Source organism: Mucilaginibacter segetis, from assembly GCF_016522075.1.
Taxonomy (GTDB): domain Bacteria; phylum Bacteroidota; class Bacteroidia; order Sphingobacteriales; family Sphingobacteriaceae; genus Mucilaginibacter; species Mucilaginibacter segetis.
In genome coordinates, this window is the sequence record NZ_JAEHFW010000001.1 from 1,560,371 (window position 1) to 1,577,829 (window position 17,459).

The following is a 17,459-nucleotide window of genomic DNA, read 5'->3' on the forward strand; positions in this document are numbered from 1 at the left end:
AAATGTAGTATAACTATAATGCTGCCACCTTTGTTTTAGGAGACGAGGAAAGCAGCAGGCCGACAAAGGTAATTAATCCGTTAACAATGATAAGTTCATTATCGAAAACATACCCGCCCAAAATAGCTTTTGATTCTGTACTTAAGAAATAACATACCGCAGGGGATATAAGGCATATAAATGGTACCAGTTTATCATTAACCTGTCGTTTACTTGCTAATAAACCAAAAGCATACAGGCCAAGCAAAGGCCCGTAGGTATAGGAGGCTACTTTAAATATGGCGCTTACCACCGCGTCATCATTTATAGCGTTAAATAAAACGATGGTTAAAAACATAAGCCCCGAAAAGGCAATGTGCACATAATGGCGAACATTGACCATGCCTTTACTATTTACGTCATCGCGCTTATTGAAGCCTAAAAAATCAACACAAAAGGAAGTAGTTAACGCGGTTAAGGCGGAGTCTGTTGTGGCAAATGTTGCGGCTGTAAGCCCCAGCATAAATACCATAGCTGGTATAATGCCTAAGTATTTTAAGGCAATGGTGGGATACAGGTAATCGGTTTTTTGTACGGAGATACCATTACGCTGTGCATACATATACAGCAGGGCCCCAACGCTTAAAAAGAAAATGTTTATTATAACGAATACCGCTGTAAAGCTGAACATGTTTTTTTGGGCTTCGCGGATGTTTTTCATACTCAGATTTTTTTGCATCAGGTCCTGATCTAAACCTACCATACCTATGGTTATGAACAGGCCGCCTAAAAATTGCTTGCCAAAATAAAAATGACTGCTCAATGGGTCGTTAAAGAAAAATATTTTGGAATAGGTACTGTTTTTTATGGCCTCAGCCGCCTCGAACAAGTTAAGATCCAGACTGCGGCAAATGAAAAATATGGATAGAAAAACTGACGACACTAAAAACAGGGTTTGCAGACTATCAGTTATAATAATCGTTTTTAAACCACCTTTAAACGTGTACGACCATATCAACACCAGGCATATTAACACCGTTATTGCAAATGGAATATGATAGCTGTCGAATATAAAGCGTTGTAATACAATCACTACCAGATATAACCTAAAGGCCGAGCCAATGGTACGGCTGAGTAAGAAAATACCCGCGGCGGTTTTGTAGCTCCAGGTACCTAAGGCACCTTCTATATAGCTGTATATGGAGGTGAGTTTTAAACGATAATACAATGGTAATAAAATGGTAGCTACAATTATAAAGCCCGCAGCGTTTCCTAAAACAAACTGAAAATAAGCAAACTGATCGCCGCTTGGTGCACCTACCTTGCCCGGTACCGATATAAAGGTTACCCCGCTTAAAGCAGTACCTATCATCCCGAAAGCTACAAGATACCATTTGGAATTGCGGTTGGCAATGAAAAAGGTGTCGTTATTGGATGACTTTTTTGAGGTGATATAGGATATGACCAGCAATACTAAAAAGTAACCTATGATGAATGTGAGTAATATTCCCGGCGCCATAATTAGTTTTATATGTCAGCTCTGAAAAAAGCCGAAGCCTAAAGTAACAGTTTAAGCAGTATCAAACAAACATAGCTTTAATCATCACAGAAAAAACAAAAAAAATATAAATGTTAAAGCAGGAATACTATATAATAACGATATTTTTGCTGCTTGCGTTATTATAAATAATTACAGGCAATATGGCTAACACAATTTCGCCCATGAACCGATTAAATAAACTTTTTTCAATAAAAAAGAAAGATCTGTTATCAATATACTTTACCGCGGGTTATCCTGAATTAAATATGACGGTTGATATTGCCGAAGCATTGGAAAAGGCCGGAGCCGATTTTCTGGAGATCGGTTTTCCATATTCTGATCCGGTTGCTGACGGGCCAACCATACAGCATAGTTCGGAGACAGCGTTAAAAAACGGTATGTCGTTACAGGTGTTGTTTGAGCAGCTAAAAGAATTGCGCAGCAGAGTTAATATCCCCGTGTTATTAATGGGGTATCTTAACCCGATAGTGCAGTTTGGTATAGAGCGGTTTTGCAAGGAAGCTGCGGCGGCCGGGGTTGATGGTATTATAGTTCCCGACCTGCCGATGTATGAATATGAGCTGCTATATGCTAACCATTTTGCAGATAATAACTTAAGTAATATCTTTTTAGTTACACCGCAAACATCGGAAGAGCGCATCCGTAAGATTGATGAACTGAGCAATAGTTTTATTTACCTGTTATCATCGTCATCTATAACCGGCGGCAACTTGCAATTGTCGGACAGTATTGAGGATTATTATAAGCGTATAAGGGCTATGGAGCTGAACAATCCCACCATTATAGGCTTTGGCATATCGGATAATAAATCGTTTAGTAAGGCTTGCCAATATGCGAACGGCGCCATTGTAGGAAGCGCTTTTGTGAAATTATTAGGGCAGGAGGGATATATGGAAAAAATACCGGGATTTATAAACAACATTAAAGAGTAATATTGTTATTATTTTTTAATTCTGTCTCATTGAGATACTCAAGCGCCAAATGAGTATTGGGTTCTATACTTACAGTCATTTTTTAAATTAGTAATCGCTTTTTCATATCTTATTTAAGATATTCCCTGTTTTTTAGCTATAGGTATCACAATTGTAACTTTAATAATAAGTTTGCTAACTTACAGGAGTATGACTTAATAAATACATACCGCAAAATTGCCGGGGCGTGGTTACGGCATTAATAACTATTAATATTTTTTATAATGGAAAAATTTAAAAAATTAAGCCGTGCTGAAATGAAAGGAATTTTAGGCGGGCTGGTAGGAGGCGGATGCCATAGTAACTGTACTACGGATGAGGATTGCAAAATGGATGGATATACTTGCAACGATGACTCAAGCGAAGTATGCCCAGATCGAAAGACTTGTGGTCCGCGTTAGCTTTTAATTATGAACCATTAAGGCGTAAATGCTTTAATGGTTTATGTTTTTTTAACAAAGCGAATAAATGATGAAAGTAATATTACTCTTTTTATTGTTATTGTCAGCCCATATAGTCAAATCACAAAGTAATTTGATTATAAACGGTAATACTCATTTGATAAAGGATGGAACCAAAATTATAATTGAGCGTGTAATGCCGAGGCGTTTTTCTGACAAGAAACCAGAAAAGGACAGTACCATTGTAAAAAACAATAAATTTGAGTTTAAGCTTAATAACAATAATGGTGAATTTTACTCCTTAACTATTGGCAAACATCATACCCGGCTTTATTTGCAGCCGGGTATAGCTAATGTTACGCTTTCAGATTCTTTGTTGGCCAACGTAACCATAACGGGTAACCTAATGGCCGATGAAAATACTCAATTTATGCATCGGTTAATAAATGATCCTGTATATTTAGAATACCGAATGGTAAGCCAGGATTACAATAATTATTCACGGAAAAAAAACAGAGATACTGATACTTTATCGGCTAAAAGAAAGAAAAAGGACGAGCTTTCTGAGCTTGCGGATAGGCAATACGAATTATTGGTTTTGGATTGGATAAAAACACACCCCAACTCCTATTTAAATACTTATTTATTATACAACGCATATAATCAGCCGCAACAAGCTGTTTTGGAAGCAGAAGTTAAACGTGTTTTTTATGCCATGCCTGCAAATATCACTCATAATGTGTGGGGGAGGGAGCTTAAATATAGTATGGATAGTTTGTTTGTGGGGGGTAAAGCTCCGGATTTTGCACAGGCAGATACCAGTGGTAAAATAGTCAAATTGTCTGATTTTAAAGGGAAATATGTATTGATTGATTTTTGGGCGTCGTGGTGTGTACCATGCCGGGCCGAAATCCCCAATTTTATTAAAGCCTCACAACAACTTGCCGGTCGTAATTTTGCGATTTTAGGCATCTCACTTGATCAGGAAAAAGACGCCTGGCTTAGAGCTATCAAACAAGATGGACTCACCTGGACCCAACTATCAGATTTGCGGTCATGGAATAACAAAGTTTCTGTAAAATATTATGTTTATGATATACCAGCTAATTTCCTGATCGGCCCGGATGGTACAATTCTTGCGAAAAATATAAATGGCGAAGAGTTATTGCCCACACTTAAAAAATTAATTAAATAATCCTACCTGAAATAAGTTTATAAACTTATTTAGATAAACAGGTGTGATTTTTGAGTGCACCCACTTTTTACAGGTAAAATGTGCAGAAAAGCAAGTTCTTTTTTATAAATACTCTTCCAGTTCCCCTTTGCCTTCGCGGATAATATCGAAATCGCCGGAGGTGCAGTCTACCACGGTTGATGGGATATTGTCGCCGTAGCCCCCGTCTATCACTATATCCACCATATCCGCGTATTTTTCGTGGATCAGTTCCGGGTCGGTGGAATATTCCACAATATCATCTTCATCATGTATGGAGGTGGATAGGATGGGGTTACCTAAAACCCGAACAATTTCCCGGGCTATATTATTATCCGGAACACGTATACCTACCGTTTTTTTGTTAGAGCTTAACAGTTTGGGTACCGCGTGGCTTGCATTAAATATAAAGGTAAAAGGGCCCGGCAACGCTTTTTTTAATACCCTGAAAGTAGTATTGTCAATAGGCTTAATATAATCTGATATATGGCTAAGATCATAACAGATGAAAGAGAAATTCGCCTTTTCCGGTTTAATGTTCCTGATCTTGCAGATAGCCTCAATAGCCCGATGATTGGTGATGTCGCAACCCAAACCGTAAACCGTATCGGTAGGGTAAATGATGATTCCACCTTTACGTAATACCTCCGCCACCTGCTCAATAGCTTTGGGGTTAGGGTTTTCGGGATAGATCTTTATTAGCATAATATATTTTAACCAAATATATAACAAGATGGTTTTTAAAAAGAAAAACCATCTTTATCAGATGGTTTCTTTATATATTCAATATGTATTTACAATTACGCTTGTTTCGCGAACTGTACGTTAATGCTCAGTTTAATATCTTCGCCAACTACTACTGATCCGGCTTCTGTTACGCCATCCCAGGTCAAGCCAAATTCTTTACGGTTTATTTTTCCGGTAACCTCAAAGCCTGCTTTGGTATTTCCATAAAAATCGTCGGTGGAGCCACCGAACTCAGCATTCAGTGTTACTGGTTTAGTAACTCCTTTTATAGTAAGATCGCCGGTTAATTTATATTCGTCGTCGCCGGTATTTTTTATTGAAGTTGATTTAAAACTAATCTTCGGATATGTTGCAGCATCAAAAAATTCAGGTCCTTTTAAATGCTCATCTCTTTGGGTTTGATTGGTATCTATACTATCCACATCAAGTGAAAAGCAGATCTGAGCATCTTCAAAATTATCATTTTCAGTATTTAATTCGCCTTCAAATGTTTTGAATGAACCTGTTACGGTTGAAATTACGAGGTGTTTAACTTTGAATTGCACTTCCGAGTGCATTGGATCAAGTACCCATTTTTGTGTTGCCATGGTTTTAATTTTTTTTGTTTGAACAAAGATAAAATAATATATGTTTAAACATGTATTATTGTTGTGGATTTTACTTTACACAGACATTATTTATAATTTAACTGGCTAATAATTAGTTTGTTTTGTAAATAGTGGTTATAAAATAAAATATAATGAGAAAATTATTTATACTATCTGCAATTATTATACTGGGCGCCATTGGGTTATGGAGTTTAATATGGCCCCCGGCGGTATGGTTTCTGATAGTTTTTGTACCACTGTTTGCATTAGGCTTTTATGATCTGGTACAAACCAAACATAGCATTACACGGAATTTCCCGCTACTTGGCCATTTCAGATTTTTGCTTGAAGAGATACGTCCAGAGATCTATCAATATTTTATAGAGAGCGATACTAACGGGACACCATTTAACCGGCAAAACCGGAGTCTTATTTATCAACGGGCAAAAAAAGAAGATGATACACGCCCTTTTGGTACCGAACTGGACGTATACGAGGACGGATACGAATGGCTCAACCATAGTATTGGCGCACTTGATCATTCTGAACTTAATATGTCGCCGCGTGTACTGGTTGGCGGTCCGCAGTGCACTCAGCCTTACCTGGCCAGTGTCTATAATATTTCGGCCATGAGTTTTGGGTCGCTTAGTTCTAATGCAGTGTTGGCATTAAATGGCGGTGCGCATATAGGCAACTTTGCACATAATACAGGCGAGGGCGGACTTAGCGACTATCACTTAAAACCCGGAGGAGATATTATATGGCAAATAGGCACGGGATATTTTAGCTGCCGCAAAAAGGACGGTACATTTAATAAAGATGCATTTGCCGAGAGGGCAAATTTACCACAGGTAAAAATGATAGAAATAAAACTATCACAGGGTGCCAAACCAGGGCACGGCGGTATTTTACCTGCTGCTAAAGTGAGTGATGAAATAGCCAGAATAAGACTGGTTGAAAAGGGGGAGGATGTAATTTCGCCACCCGCACACACAGCTTTTAATACCCCTGCTGGTTTGTTGAATTTTGTAAAAGAATTGAGGCAGCTATCCGGAGGTAAACCCGTGGGTTTTAAATTATGCGTAGGGCATAAAAGCGAATTTTTAGCTATTTGTAAAGCAATGATTAAAACGGGTATATACCCCGATTTTATTACGGTTGACGGGGGAGAGGGCGGAACCGGCGCTGCACCTTTTGAATTCTCAAATTCTGTAGGGATGCCGTTACGGGAGGCGCTTGCTTTTGTATATGACGCGTTAACAGGCTTCGATCTGAAAAAGCATATTAAACTTATTGCTTCAGGAAAGGTGGCCACGGGTTTTGATCTGGTTAAAAACTTTGCTCTTGGAGCGGATATGTGCAACAGCGCCCGGGGGATGATGTTTGCATTGGGGTGCATACAGGCTTTGCAGTGTAATAGTAATACCTGCCCAACCGGAGTGGCTACGCAGGATAAGGAATTAACACGTGGCTTAGTGGTTAATGATAAAAAATACCGGGTGGCTAACTTCCATAAAGAAACAATAAGCAGTGCCATGCAAATGATGGGCGCTGCCGGGATGCGGCACCCGGACGATTTGCACCGTATGTTTATATACAGGCGCATAAACCACAGTCAGATATTGACTTATGCTCAGTTGTTTCCATATATTCCGAAAGGGAGCTTATTAAATACACCATATCCGCAAAACTTTGAATATGATATGGCTATAAGTAACGAGGATAGTTTTGCACCCGATTATGATAAGGTGGGTATGGTAGAGATTGGTGGTTCAAGTCCGTATAAAGCCGGAGTGGAGGTTAAAGCATAAAAAAAGGGTAAGATTTAAAAAATCTTACCCTATATATTAAGTTTTAATAAACTATTTAGCTAAAACTTCTTTTACTCTTTCAGCAGCTTCTTTTAACAAAATTGCCGAGAAAACTTTCAATCCTGAATTATCTATCAGTGCCTTAGCTTCTTCGGCATTAGTGCCTTGTAAACGTACAATAATAGGAACCGGGATATTGCCTATTTCCTGGTAAGCATCAATTACGCCTTGTGCAACACGGTCACAGCGTACAATACCACCGAATATATTTATTAAAATAGCTTTTACGTTAGGGTCAGACAGGATGATGTTAAATCCGGCTTTTACAGTTTGAGCATTAGCGGTACCTCCTACGTCCAAAAAGTTTGCAGGTTCGCCACCGGCCAGTTTAATGATATCCATGGTAGCCATTGCTAAACCTGCACCATTAACCATACAGCCCACATTACCATCAAGCTTAACGTAGTTCAAATTTGATTTACCTGCTTCAACCTCGGTAGGGTCTTCCTCATCAGTATCGCGCATTGCAGCATAATCCGGATGGCGATACAATGCATTATCATCTAAATTAACTTTGGCATCAACGGCTAATATTTTATTATCCGATGTTTTTAACACCGGGTTGATCTCAAACTGCGATGAATCAGTTGCATCGTACGCTTTATATAACGCGGTAATAAATTTTACCATCTCTTTAAAAGCAGCGCCGGATAAACCTAAATTAAAAGCGATCTTACGAGCTTGAAAACCTTGCAGACCAACCTTGGGATCAATTTCTTCCTTGTGTATCAGTTCCGGGGTAGAGTGTGCAACTTCTTCAATGTCCATACCACCTTCGGTAGAGTACATGATGATGTTACGTCCCTTTGCGCGGTCAAGCAAAACACTTACATAAAATTCTTTTGTTTCGGTTTCTCCGGGATAATAAACGTCCTGTGCAACTAATACTTTTTTTACCAGTTTGCCTTCGGGACCGGTTTGCGGTGTTACCAGCTGCATGCCAATAATATTAGCTGCAAGTTCTTTAACCTGATCGTGATTTTTGGCTAACTTAACGCCACCGCCTTTACCGCGGCCACCTGCGTGTATTTGTGCTTTTATTACTGTCCAGTCAGACCCATAGTCTTCCTTTAATCTTTGAGCAGCTGCAACGGCTTCCTCCGGGGTATCTGCAACTATACCTTCCTGTACGTTTACGCCAAAGCTTTTTAATATTGCCTTGCCCTGATATTCGTGAATGTTCATGTTTTTTGAAGATTTGCGGTAAATCTACAATTTTGTTTTTAGAGATGGGAGGGATAATGCCACAGATTTAGCCGCGAGTGGTATATTTCTTAAATTTTATGACGTTAATGTTATCTAACAGTTACTCTGTAATTAACTTCTCACTAATTATTACATTTGCACATGCTTAAAGCGCAATCTATTCATAAATCATTCGGCAAGCTTCATATTTTAAAAGGAGTTGATCTGGAAGTGAACCGTGGCGAAATTGTTACCATAGTTGGAGCATCCGGTGCGGGTAAAAGCTCGTTGCTAAACATATTGGGCACTTTAGATACACCCGATTCCGGGCAGCTACTTATTGATAATGTTGAGGTAAGTAAAATGAATAACCGGAACCTTAGTGCGTTCCGTAACCAGAAGATCGGATTTATCTTTCAGTTTCATCATTTATTGGTGGAGTTCAGCGCTATCGAAAACGTTTGTATACCTACCTTTATAGCAGGCGTGGCTCGTGCTGATGCTGAGAAACGCGCAAAAGAATTATTGGAGTTATTGGGTTTAAGCGACAGGATAAATCATAAACCGACTGAGCTTTCAGGTGGCGAACAGCAAAGGGTGGCAGTAGCAAGGGCGCTTATTAACAACCCGGCTTTAATATTTGCTGATGAACCATCAGGTAACCTGGATTCGGTAAACGCTTTGGAACTGCATGAACTTTTCCTGAAACTGCGTAATGATTTTAATCAAACTTTCGTTATTGTTACCCACAACGAGGAACTCGCGGATCTGTCGGACCGTACCATTTTAATGAAAGACGGGCTGATAGTGAATAGCTTATAAATAATATGAAGCTGATAACTGCTGCTACAAGTAATATTGCCTATAAGCAAAAGAATAAACTAAATAATGCCGAAGTGCTGTTAGGCGACTATCTGGAGCTGCCTGCCTTTATGCTAAAAAAAGCGCAGATGATTGCTTTACCTCATCCGCAATCTGCAAGTTATACCCATGAAATGTTAACGCTTTGTTTAGATAAAAATATAGATTCTATTTATGCGGCAACGTCAGAAGAGGCAGCCCTTTTGTTAAAAGCGAGGCAGCTTTTCATAGAATATAATATTGAAATTGTAGATGTCACAAATGAAATATAGCGATATTGACCAACGCAAAAAGGCATTTGTTTTTGAGTTGGATAATGTGCTTTATCCGGAAAAGGATTATATATATCAGGTTTATTACCTGTTTGCCAATTTATTGGAATATACCGATCTCACAGATGCTAAAGCTACAACCAAATTAATGGTTGATACGTATATAGCTGAAGGAGAGGACGCAGTTTTTGATGCATTGGTAAAACAATTAAATGTAGACAGTAAGTACAAGGATAATTTAAAGGTATTGATGGCCACAGCTAAAGTACCGCTAAAGCTTTTACTGTACCAAAACATGCTTGAATTACTGCAAGAAATAGTTTTGGACAGAAAAAAGATATTTATAGTAACCAATGGAGATCCGCAAAAACAGCTTAATAAAATAAAACAAATTGAGTGGCACGGGTTAGATCCTTATTTGACCTGTTATTTTGCTAACGAAACTCTGCCTAAACCTGAGCCTGATATATTATATTTATTAATGAAAGAACATAATATGGAAAGGCGGGATATAATAATGATAGAAAATTCGGATATTGATAAAATATGTGCAGAAACCCTTGGAATAGATTATATTAACGCTTGTGAATTTTTATAAAATACTCCATAAAATATTTAATACTAATAAACGTTTAACCCTGATATAATTAATTATAATAATGAGAAAAATATTTTACTTAATATTATTGATCAGCATAGTTGTTGCATCATCGTGTAAAAAAACAAGCACTGTTAATCCTAACAATGGAACGGATGGTGGTAACACAACGGTTGATGCTCCCTCAAAACAGGGTACTACACTCGATCTGATAAGAGATTCTGTTTTTTTATATGCAAAAGAAGCGTACTATTGGAATGATGGCTTGCCCACCTATGCATCTTTTAAACCACGTACTTATACTGGCACTGATGATCTGGATGCTCTTAGTAATGAGGTAGATGCCATATCACAAATAGTTAAAAACCCAGCTACGGGCGAGGCTTATGAATATTACGCGAATGCCAGGGGACATGCGAAGTACTCTTTTATTGATGAAGGGGATGTTTCTGCTGAGTTAAACGGCGTTAAGGGCGATTTTGGATTTGCACCTCTTTATAATGGGATTAATGATCTGCGTGTCAAGTATGTTTACCCCGGCTCGCCCGCTGATATCGCCGGGATAAAACGCGGTTATCAGATTGTGAGTATAAACGGTCGTAATAACATAAGTTATGATGCTGGTAGTGGTGGCAGTGGTGCAAATGTAAATTTTGTGATTAATGCTTATGCTTACAGCAGTAACATCACCATGACTTTAAAAAAACCTGACGGTACTACATTTGATGTAAACATGACTACTGCAAGCTATACTGCTAATCCTGTATTGAAGTACCAGGTTTATGATTTAGGAAATAACAAAAAAGTAGGTTACATTGTGTTTAACAGCTTTACATCAAATGCAAATGCTAAACCAAAACTGGATGAGGCATTTACGTACTTTTCATCACAAGGGATAACCGATCTGGTTGTGGATTTGCGCTACAATGGTGGTGGCTATGTTTCCACCGCCGAGTATCTGTCAAATATGATTGTGCCGGCGTCTAAAGATGGTTCGGTAATGTATTACACCTATTTTAATACTACGTTAATAAGTGGTAATGCTAAGATATTAAAAAACCAGGTGCGCAGAGATGCAACATCAGGACAGTTGTATAATTACTCACAATTTGATTATTCAGTTGAGGGTAACAAGGTTGATTTTTCTAAAGCAAACGTACCCGTTAATCTTAACCTGAGCAATATATTTTTTATTGTTACAAGCTCTACCGCGTCGGCAAGTGAACTTACGATTAATAATCTTAAAGGTGCTTTACCATCTGCAGTGAAACTGATAGGCTCTACAAGTTATGGCAAGCCGGTGGGTTTCTTTGATATCGACATTAATAAATATCAGATGTACATTCCGGAGTTTGAAACTAAAAACTCATTACAGCAAGGCGGTTATTATGCCGGAATGACGCCGGGTACCCCCGATTATCCTGGTGTAAATGATGATGATGATGTTACCAGAGATTTTGGCGATCCTACAGAAGTATTACTGGCACATGCGCTTAACTATGTTAAGAACGGAACATTTAATGTGCCGGGGCAGCAAATTCAAAGCTTAAGTAACTCACGCACCATGTCAATAGAGCAGGAGAACGAGGCCGCTATACAATTGGATAAAGGTAAATTCCGCGGCATGATCTATAACAAGCCTTTGAAATTGAAGAAATAATTAATAATAAAACTATAGGGAAGCGAAAGGTGAAAATCTTTCGCTTTTTTATTAATCAGCCAGTTCACGCAGGTCTACCGGCACAACACGCGACACACCTTGCTCTACCATGGTTACCCCATAAACTATATCTGTACAGGCAATAGTGCGCTTATTGTGGGATATGATGATAAACTGTGATTCTTTTGAGAACTTGCGGATGATGTTATTGAATTTATCAATATTTGTATCATCGAGTGGTGCATCTACCTCATCAAAAATACAGAAGGGGGCAGGCTTTAACAGGTATAGCGAGAATAATATGGCTGTTGCAGTAAGTGTTTTTTCCCCTCCGGATAGCTGATTGATAGATAATGGACGTTTTCCCTTAGGCCGCGCAATAATGTCTATCTCGGACTCCAGTGGATGCTCCGGATCTGACAGCGTAAGATCGCAGGAATCTTCCTCGTTAAACAGCGAACGGAAAACCTTAATAAAGTTTTCCCTCACCATTGTAAATGCCGACATGAACTTTTCACGGGCGGTATCATCAATTTCCTGTATGGTGGCTAATAAGGATGCTTTGGCTTCGGCGAGGTCTTTTTTCTGGGCTTGTATAAAGCTGTGCCGTTCGTTCATTTCGTTGTACGCCTCCACCGCCATAGGGTTGATGGCTCCAAAATCGTCAAGCTGCCTTTTTAGCTTCTCTGTGCGCCCACGAATATCCTCCTCCGTACTTTCATTATCCTCAGCAACTTCAGGCAGGTCGGTGATATCTACGTTAAATTCAACCGATAGTCTTTCTTTTAATGCATTCAGTTCCAGTTTGAGGTTGTTTCGTTCGTCTTTCAGTTCATTTTCTATACTTTCCGCAGCATCTTTTTTATGCCGTAACTGTAGTATTTCATTTTCATTTTCGGTGATCTTAGCACGCCAGGCATAATATTCCTGCTCTGTTTCGTGCGTGCCTTTTTCCAATTGCTCTTTCTGCTCATACATTTCCAACAAGTCCTCATCGCTATCTCCGGTTTGCTGGAGGTTTTCCTTGATCAATAGTTTAACCTTTTCCAGTTCAGCAGTATTTTGACGTATGCGGATGTCCAGATTTTCGAGCTGACTTTCGCGGTATTCCAGGTCTTTTACTAAACCTGACACTTTATTTTGTTGTTGGTGAAAGCGAATGTTTTCCTGATTGTAACCGTTTGACTGTACGGTAACTAATTCATTTAATTCATTAAATGACTGTTGCTTATCCAGCATCAGATTGTTTTGAATTTCTTTCTGGGTTCTAAACTCGGCTAATTGCGGTTTAAGTGTTAATATGTCGTTTTTTATTGTGTCAATTCTTACGGCAATATCCTGCTTGCGATTCAGGCTATTCTCAATAAAGGCCTGATATTGTTCTTGTTTGGTTTTAACGGTTACAAGTTCCGTGTTCAGCTGGTTAAGTTCGAATTGTTTTTGTCGCAGTTCGCTTGCCTTTCCCGAAGCTTTTAAGGCGGTTGAACGTGCCTGTAATTCGTCGTTGCGCGATCGTAAAGCTGCAATACTTGTCTCCGCTTTTTTTATCTCCTTAAGCAGGTTGTCCAGGTTTTTTGCACGACCAATACGTTTACCTTCAAACAAACCAACCGACCCACCGGCCATAGTATGTTTGGATTTATTGAATTTCCCGCTTTTACCTATCAACACTACACCGTCGTTTACCGGAGTATTGTTAATGTCGTGTTCGGTATGATCGTTTACCAGGTAAACGTTTTGCAAAAGGTGGTTGCAAAGCGGTTTATAACGTGTATCAACTTCAATTACACTTAATGCAGGTATGGCATCTTCAAGGGCGGCGGCGGGTGGGGCAGGAGCTTCCCTATCCTTATAATTATCCAATATAAAAAATTGCGCACGCCCCTTTGATGAGTTACTTAACAAATTAATAGCTGCAATCGCCTCATCATAAGTATTAACCACGTAATAATTCATCAGCGGCTCCAGGTAATTTTCAATGGCTATTCGGTATTCTTCCTTACAGAATAAAATATCACTAAATAGCGTGATGTTTTTTGCCCAGTTAGTATTCTTTTTCAGGAAACGTATAGATTCCGGAAAACCCTCCAGGTTATCAACCATACTTTTAGTAAGGTTATATTCGTTTTGTTTAGCATCCAGTTTACGGCTTTCGGCGGCTATGCTTTCATTAATCGTTTTTAACTCACTTTCCGTTTCGGCTAACTGCTCCTGTAATTTATTTTCTGCCTCAACAGCCAACTCATATTCGTTTTTCAGCCCCTCAGACCGGTAATCTAATTCCGCCACTACCTTATTGAAGTGTGATAATTCTACCTCTTTATTAGTGGCATCCTCCATATTGCGCACGCTCTCCTGCTCAAGGGCTTGTTGCTGTATATTTAGTATCTCAATGTCCTTTTCGGTCTTGTAAACCTGGTTTTGGAGGCGATTATTTACGGAGTTTAATTCATTAAGTTCATTTCGGGCATCGGTTTGTGAAGCGCGTAACTCATCTACAGCAGCTTTAAGTTCCGTAACACGCTGTGTTATATTCAGAAGGTTTTCATCCTCCTGCAATTTTTCTTCGGAAAGGCGCTTAATGTTGTACTGTACATGCTTATACTGATTATTGTCGCGTTCCAACTCGTCTTTTAAACGAGACTCCTTGTCTTGCTGATGTTTTAGCTGCTCGTTTTTAATACGTTTCTCGCTTTCGTATGCACGTATTTTAGCCGTGAATTCGTTACTGGCCTTTTGCTGGGCAGCCAGGTTTTTCTCTTTAGTAAGGCTGTCTAACTTTTGCTGCTGAAGGGCAGCTTCTAATGTGTCTATCTGAGCAACAATGCCCGTTTTCTCTACGTGCTGTCGTTGTTCTTTGTCCTCAATCGCGGCTAATGTGGTGCTAAACCCGGAAATACGAAAAGATGCAAGCGATAAACTCAATTGCTTATATTGATCTTTCAGGCGATAATACCGTTCGGTTTTTTTAGCCTGATTTTCCAGCGTTTTCAGATTCTTCTCGATCTCGAAAAGTAAATCTTCCACGCGTTCCAGGTCGGCTTCTGTATCTTTTAACTTATTAAAGGTTTGCTTTTTGCGCAGCTTATATTTGGATATGCCCGATGCTTCCTCGAATAAATTACGGCGCGATCCTTCTTTATTGTTAATGATCTCGTCGATCATTTTCAATTCAATAATGGCATACGAATCAGCCCCGACACCAGTGTCCAGAAAAAGGTCGGTAATATCCTTTAAACGGCATTGCACATCATTTAAGCGGTATTCGCTTTCGCCAGTACGGTATAATCTGCGGGTAAGGGTTACCTGCGAAAAATCGGTAGGGAGTATGTTTTTAGTATTGTCGAATGTTAGCGATACTTCCGCAAGGTTAGCGGCTTTCCGCCCTTTGGTACCGTTAAAAATAACATTATCCATTTTTTCGGAACGCAGCATACGGGTGCTTTGCTCGCCCAAAACCCAGCGTATAGCATCAACCACATTTGACTTTCCGCAACCATTAGGGCCAACAATAGCGGTTACACCCTCATTAAAATTAATGGTGATCTTATCGCCAAAGCTTTTGAATCCCTTGATTTCTAACTGTGTAAGTTGCATTGATGCTATGCGTGTAACCTAAAATTTAAACTTTCAAATTAATCATAAAAAAATCATTTTTTAGCGTTGGTGATAGTTTTTTAAATTTTTAATTTAAGACTATTAAATTTAACTTTTGGTAGCCCGAATTTAATATGGAGATCGAATTTCAAAATACACAAGACACGTATATTCAATTTTTTAAAGAATCATATAAAAAACATGCTCTAAAAAGCCTTTTGTTTGTTGGCTTTATTTCTTATTTTTTAGTAAGCTTATTTTTAGAAAAATATGCTGTACCAATACAATTAATTGTATTGGTGCTATTATGCATAGCTTTATTTTTTGTACTTCGGTATGTTCTGTTGTTGTTTGTTAAACAAAAAACAACAGGATCAAATGTTTTACAACGTTTTCAACAGAAAAGAATAACAATACTGGCTGATCATTTATTAATTGAATATTCAAATAAAACACAAAAAATAAGCTATGCTAATATCAAGGTATTAGAACAGACCTTCAGCTTCATCCATTTGATACTTAACACCAAATCTTCCTATTTAATCCCAAAAGGAGTTTTTACTTCAGAAAATGAATGCAATAGTTTTATAGGGGCGATACATAAAAATTTAATTCAAATTAAAATTGAAAAGAATGGAAACTTAAGATGGGCGTCGGACAGACCTAATTATAAATTGGGTTTCTTAGGATTTATTCCATTAATTGGAGGAATAGTAGGTGTAATATTATTTATAGAAGGTGTCTTTAAATATAAAGATAGAAAACTTATATTTATAGGAATAGCGGACATAATGTTTACTGTTATAGTTTATTCCTTTTTATACTTTTTCGGTAACAGTTTTTTTAGCAGGAAACAATTTGCTGATATTTCCCAAAATCAGCTTAATTCCCTTGTTGAAAATATCGAGTTTTATAAGCTTAAATACGGAGATTATCCGGATAGTTTGCAACAAATATCTAATGATAACACAACTGTATCGATATTTGACCCAACTCAAAGTCCAAGAGGTACAAACCCCAATTTTAGATATCAAAAATTTGATGATGGGTATTATTTATTTTCAGCAGGTCCTGACGAAAAACCAAATACTGACGATGATATATTTCCTGTGCCACCAATCATGAAAAGTGGAAAAATAGGATTACTAATACCCAGACATTAATTTATATATGTATCTGCCCTTTTAAATAAGTTACTGCCTTACCTGCCATTATAACCCGGTCGCCTTTTAGTTTACACCAAAGTTCACCTTTACGGGAGGATAGCTGATAGGCATGTAAATCATTTTTACCTAACTGAGCGGCCCAGTAAGGTATAAGATTGCAATGTGCCGAGCCTGTAACAGGATCTTCGGGTACGCCGGCAGCGGGTGCAAAAAAGCGTGATACGAAATCGGCGTTTTTGCCGGGAGCTGTAATAATAATACCTAATGAATCTATTTTAGCTAAAGCGAAGTAGTCCGGTTTAATATTTACAACCATATCTTCGCTTTCGTATACCAGCATATAATCTCTGGAACGTAAAACAATAGCCGGTTCAATGCCTCCTAATGCTTCAATTAAACCAGCAGGTGTTTCTGAAGGTACAGGCGGTCTGGAAGGGAAGTCCATAGCATATTTATCACCATCGCGTTTTACAACTAAGGTGCCTGCCTTTACAGTTTCAAAATAAACAGTATCCTCTGCGTATCCCAATTCAGTAAACAATATATGGGCCGAAGCCAACGTAGCATGACCACAAAGATCGATCTCCAGTTCGGGTGTAAACCAGCGCAGCAAATAACCCGCTTCGGTTTTCACAAAGAAAGCCGTTTCGGCTAAATTATTCTCTAAAGCAATTTTTTGCATCACCTCGTCTGGTAACCACTCGGTTAGCGGGCATACAGCGGCCGGGTTGCCACCAAAAAGTTCGTTAGTGAAAGCATCGGCCTGGTAAATAGGTATTATCATGGCGGG

15 protein-coding genes are annotated in these 17,459 nt (G+C 38.7%); 9 read left to right on the forward strand and 6 right to left on the reverse strand.

Annotation, left to right across the window (positions count from 1 at the left end):
* Positions 1 to 13: 13 nt before the first annotated feature.
* Positions 14 to 1,498 carry a sodium:solute symporter gene (locus tag I5M19_RS07150; protein WP_200065517.1) on the reverse strand — a complete coding sequence of 495 codons (1,485 nt, stop codon included), beginning with the start codon at positions 1,496 to 1,498 and terminating at the stop codon, positions 14 to 16.
* A gap of 203 nt (positions 1,499 to 1,701) precedes the next feature.
* Between I5M19_RS07150 and trpA the strand changes: the two genes are divergently transcribed.
* From trpA to I5M19_RS07160, 3 genes are all read left to right on the forward strand, one after another.
* Positions 1,702 to 2,472 (forward strand): tryptophan synthase subunit alpha, encoded by a 771-nt coding sequence (gene trpA / locus I5M19_RS07155; protein ID WP_200066118.1) that lies wholly within the window; start codon positions 1,702 to 1,704, stop codon positions 2,470 to 2,472.
* Positions 2,473 to 2,735: 263 nt separating this feature from the next.
* On the forward strand, positions 2,736 to 2,912 hold the full coding sequence (locus tag I5M19_RS18855; RefSeq protein ID WP_449560061.1) for a bacteriocin-like protein: 177 nt from the start codon (positions 2,736 to 2,738) through the stop codon (positions 2,910 to 2,912).
* A gap of 67 nt (positions 2,913 to 2,979) precedes the next feature.
* Positions 2,980 to 4,107, forward strand: a complete 1,128-nt coding sequence (locus I5M19_RS07160) for a TlpA disulfide reductase family protein (RefSeq protein ID WP_200065518.1) — start codon at positions 2,980 to 2,982, stop codon at positions 4,105 to 4,107.
* A gap of 102 nt (positions 4,108 to 4,209) precedes the next feature.
* On the opposite strand, the gene I5M19_RS07165 is transcribed toward I5M19_RS07160, so the two are convergent.
* Positions 4,210 to 4,830 (reverse strand): L-threonylcarbamoyladenylate synthase, encoded by a 621-nt coding sequence (locus tag I5M19_RS07165; protein WP_200065519.1) that lies wholly within the window; start codon positions 4,828 to 4,830, stop codon positions 4,210 to 4,212.
* 95 nt (positions 4,831 to 4,925) lie between these two features.
* On the reverse strand, positions 4,926 to 5,459 hold the full coding sequence (locus tag I5M19_RS07170; RefSeq protein WP_200065520.1) for a YceI family protein: 534 nt from the start codon (positions 5,457 to 5,459) through the stop codon (positions 4,926 to 4,928).
* 152 nt (positions 5,460 to 5,611) lie between these two features.
* Between I5M19_RS07170 and I5M19_RS07175 the strand changes: the two genes are divergently transcribed.
* Positions 5,612 to 7,270, forward strand: coding sequence for an FMN-binding glutamate synthase family protein (locus tag I5M19_RS07175; protein ID WP_200065521.1), 1,659 nt, complete (start codon positions 5,612 to 5,614; stop codon positions 7,268 to 7,270).
* A gap of 51 nt (positions 7,271 to 7,321) precedes the next feature.
* Here I5M19_RS07175 and sucC read toward each other — a convergent pair whose 3' ends face one another.
* Complete coding sequence (gene sucC, locus I5M19_RS07180; protein ID WP_200065522.1) at positions 7,322 to 8,515, reverse strand: ADP-forming succinate--CoA ligase subunit beta; 1,194 nt, start codon at positions 8,513 to 8,515, stop codon at positions 7,322 to 7,324.
* Between the two features lie 162 nt (positions 8,516 to 8,677).
* Between sucC and I5M19_RS07185 the strand changes: the two genes are divergently transcribed.
* The 4 genes from I5M19_RS07185 (at position 8,678) to I5M19_RS07200 (ending at position 11,906) form a co-directional block, all read left to right on the forward strand.
* Positions 8,678 to 9,337, forward strand: a complete 660-nt coding sequence (locus I5M19_RS07185) for an ABC transporter ATP-binding protein (RefSeq protein ID WP_200065523.1) — start codon at positions 8,678 to 8,680, stop codon at positions 9,335 to 9,337.
* Positions 9,338 to 9,342: 5 nt separating this feature from the next.
* Entirely contained in the window at positions 9,343 to 9,648 is a 306-nt protein-coding gene (locus I5M19_RS07190; RefSeq protein ID WP_200065524.1) for a hypothetical protein, read from the forward strand.
* On the forward strand, positions 9,638 to 10,246 hold the full coding sequence (locus I5M19_RS07195; RefSeq protein ID WP_200065525.1) for an HAD family hydrolase: 609 nt from the start codon (positions 9,638 to 9,640) through the stop codon (positions 10,244 to 10,246). The genes I5M19_RS07190 and I5M19_RS07195 overlap by 11 nt, the downstream gene beginning before the upstream one ends.
* A 61-nt stretch (positions 10,247 to 10,307) precedes the next feature.
* The gene (locus tag I5M19_RS07200; RefSeq protein ID WP_200065526.1) at positions 10,308 to 11,906 is read left to right on the forward strand and encodes a S41 family peptidase; all 1,599 of its coding nucleotides are present in this window, start codon (positions 10,308 to 10,310) and stop codon (positions 11,904 to 11,906) included.
* A 51-nt stretch (positions 11,907 to 11,957) separates the two neighbouring features.
* On the opposite strand, the gene smc is transcribed toward I5M19_RS07200, so the two are convergent.
* The gene (gene smc, locus I5M19_RS07205; protein ID WP_200065527.1) at positions 11,958 to 15,503 is read right to left on the reverse strand and encodes a chromosome segregation protein SMC; all 3,546 of its coding nucleotides are present in this window, start codon (positions 15,501 to 15,503) and stop codon (positions 11,958 to 11,960) included.
* A 134-nt stretch (positions 15,504 to 15,637) separates the two neighbouring features.
* Between smc and I5M19_RS07210 the strand changes: the two genes are divergently transcribed.
* On the forward strand, positions 15,638 to 16,666 hold the full coding sequence (locus I5M19_RS07210; protein WP_200065528.1) for a hypothetical protein: 1,029 nt from the start codon (positions 15,638 to 15,640) through the stop codon (positions 16,664 to 16,666).
* Between the two features lies 1 nt (position 16,667).
* On the opposite strand, the gene I5M19_RS07215 is transcribed toward I5M19_RS07210, so the two are convergent.
* A complete protein-coding gene (locus I5M19_RS07215) occupies positions 16,668 to 17,453 on the reverse strand; it encodes a PhzF family phenazine biosynthesis protein (protein ID WP_200065529.1) in 786 nt (261 codons plus the stop codon).
* Between the last annotated feature and the right edge of the window lie 6 nt (positions 17,454 to 17,459).